The sequence below is a fragment of the Pedobacter sp. genome (assembly GCF_035566355.1).
Classification (GTDB): domain Bacteria; phylum Bacteroidota; class Bacteroidia; order Sphingobacteriales; family Sphingobacteriaceae; genus Pedobacter.
In genome coordinates this window covers 1-2,233 of record NZ_DATMRL010000388.1, presented here as the reverse complement: position 1 = coordinate 2,233, position 2,233 = coordinate 1, and the positions used below count along the sequence as shown (strand labels likewise).

2 protein-coding genes are annotated in these 2,233 nt (G+C 43.1%); both read right to left on the bottom strand.

The features are described 5' to 3' along the window. Window positions 1-1,456 (bottom strand): DUF5117 domain-containing protein (locus tag VNZ46_RS14790; protein WP_325560847.1); only part of this gene is annotated, 1,456 nt, incomplete at its 3' end. Window positions 1,457-1,557: 101 nt separating this feature from the next. Then, a partial coding sequence (gene holA, locus VNZ46_RS14785) for a DNA polymerase III subunit delta (protein ID WP_325560846.1) occupies window positions 1,558-2,233 on the bottom strand: 676 nt, incomplete at its 5' end.

The following is a 2,233-nucleotide window of genomic DNA, read 5'->3' as shown; positions in this document are numbered from 1 at the left end:
CTTTATCACGCAGTTTTTCCACCGGAACTGTAGAGCTTGATCCATAATTATGACGCAAACCTAAGGTATGTCCCACTTCGTGTGAAGACACAAAACGAATCAGGTCTCCCATCAATTCGTCACTGAATTCCATTTTACGTGCCCTTGGGTCTATAGCTGCTGCCTGGATCATATACCAGTCATGCACCAGCTTCATTACATTATGATACCAGTTGATATGACTTTCGATAATCTCCCCGCTTCTCGGATCTGCAATACTTGGTCCGCTGGCGTTAGAGATTTCAGAAGGTTTATAAACAATTGCAGAGTGTGTAGCATCATCCAGGCTCCAGGTTGAATCCTGTTTAGCTGTAGGTGCCAGTTTTGCCTGCACTGCATTTTTAAAACCAGCCTGCTCAAAAGCTTTCTGCCAGTCATTAACTCCAGCCATCAGGTAAGGCACCCATTTTTTTGGTGTAGCGGGATCGATATAGAAAATAATCGGTTTAACCGGCTCTACCAACTCCCCTCTTTTGTATTTGGCCATATCCGAAGGCTTAGGTTCCAATCTCCATCTTTTGATGATCTGAACTTCCTTTACCCCCTGTGGATTCAAGTCAAAATCTGTGTAACCCACTGCAAAATAACCCACTCTGGGATCAAAGTACCTTGGTTTCATAGGAACTTTAGGCAAGATCACCAGCGATGTATTTAATTCCATCGTTGTAGAACCTGATGCCCCACCGGAAGGTGCGCCGCCCGGACCAGGTGCTGCCGCAAGTGAATAGGTTTTAACCGTACTGATCTCTACATTTCTTGGAAAACTGCGTACATTCTGAATATAGCTTCTGTCTGCATTTGGCATCCCGATGCGGAACTGGGTTTTAGCCTGAGCAGAGCCGAAGTAAAAAATCTCATTATCACTGTTGATATAATCCGTCATATCAATGACACTTCCTTTTTTATCCGCTGTATAGGCTGCAATATTGAATGAAGCCGCAATTGCCTGGATATTGGAATTTTGTAGTGACTGGTACATAGCCGTTGTACTGTCTGGACCATATGTCCTGAAAGACAGCTTACGCATGAAGATTTTGTTATTTGGTCCTTTGTCAAAGCGGATCACGCTGCTGCCAATCTGATCGCCTGCATATCCCGAAGCCGATCGCACTTCTGCGCCCGCCTTTGAAATCCGGCTTACCACAAGAATTTCTCTTCCAAGCGTAGAATCTGCCAGTTCAAAGAAAAATTTATCGTCCAGTTTATGGACGGTGATCATCCCTTTACGGGTAACTGCCTTGTCGGTAATCACCGTGGCATAAGGTTTCGGTCCTGGTTTAGCTTTTGGATCGCCAAAAGCACCCGGGCCCTTTTTTGTAGAATCTGCCACCGCCGGTGGTGTAACCGGTTTGGTTTGGGCATAAACAGAGCATATACCGGCCATTACCATGGCTGGTATTAATAAGGTTTTTTTCATGAATTCAGTTAGGTTTATTTGAATGTTCCCTACAAAGATAAGCGGCCTGAATGGTATTCAAGCATACTTCTTGTATAACTTTGCAGTTACAAAGGGATAAATTAATGAATCATTTTAAACAGCAGTTCTTTCAAGAGCTCACCATCTGTTGTATTCCCGCTGCTGTCTACCCCCTTGCTTTTCAGATCATATTCCCGAAGCCAGGCAATAATGTCAAAGGTTTTATTGAGGTTAAAGGTTCTGGCAGCGGTCTCGTAGTCTTTCACAAAGTAAGGATTTACTCCAAGTTCTTTAGCCGCATCATTCTTATTGGGCAAATAATGATACTTAAGTATTTTAGAAAAGTAAGAATTCAAATTGGCCATCACCATCACCATTGGATTGGCTTTGGGGTTATTGGCAAAATAATTTATAATCTGGTTGCATTTCAAAACATCTCTTACAGCCAGGGCTTTCTGCAATTCAAACACATTGTATTCTTTACTGATCCCGATATTTCTTTGCACCAGGTCGGTATCTATTGTGGTCTCCTTACTGATGTTGAGCATCAGTTTTTCCACCTCATTAGCGATCTTGGAAAGGTCGGTCCCCAGATATTCAGCCATTAATGCCGCTGCCTGAGGAGCTATTTTATAACCCTTTTCTTTAACCAGTTCCTCGATCCACTGTGCCAGTTTATAATCTCTCACCGGGTCCGATTGAAAGACCAGACCTGACTTGGATATCGATTTAAAAAGTTTTTTCCGTTTATCGAAATTGGCGTATTTGTAGCCCAGC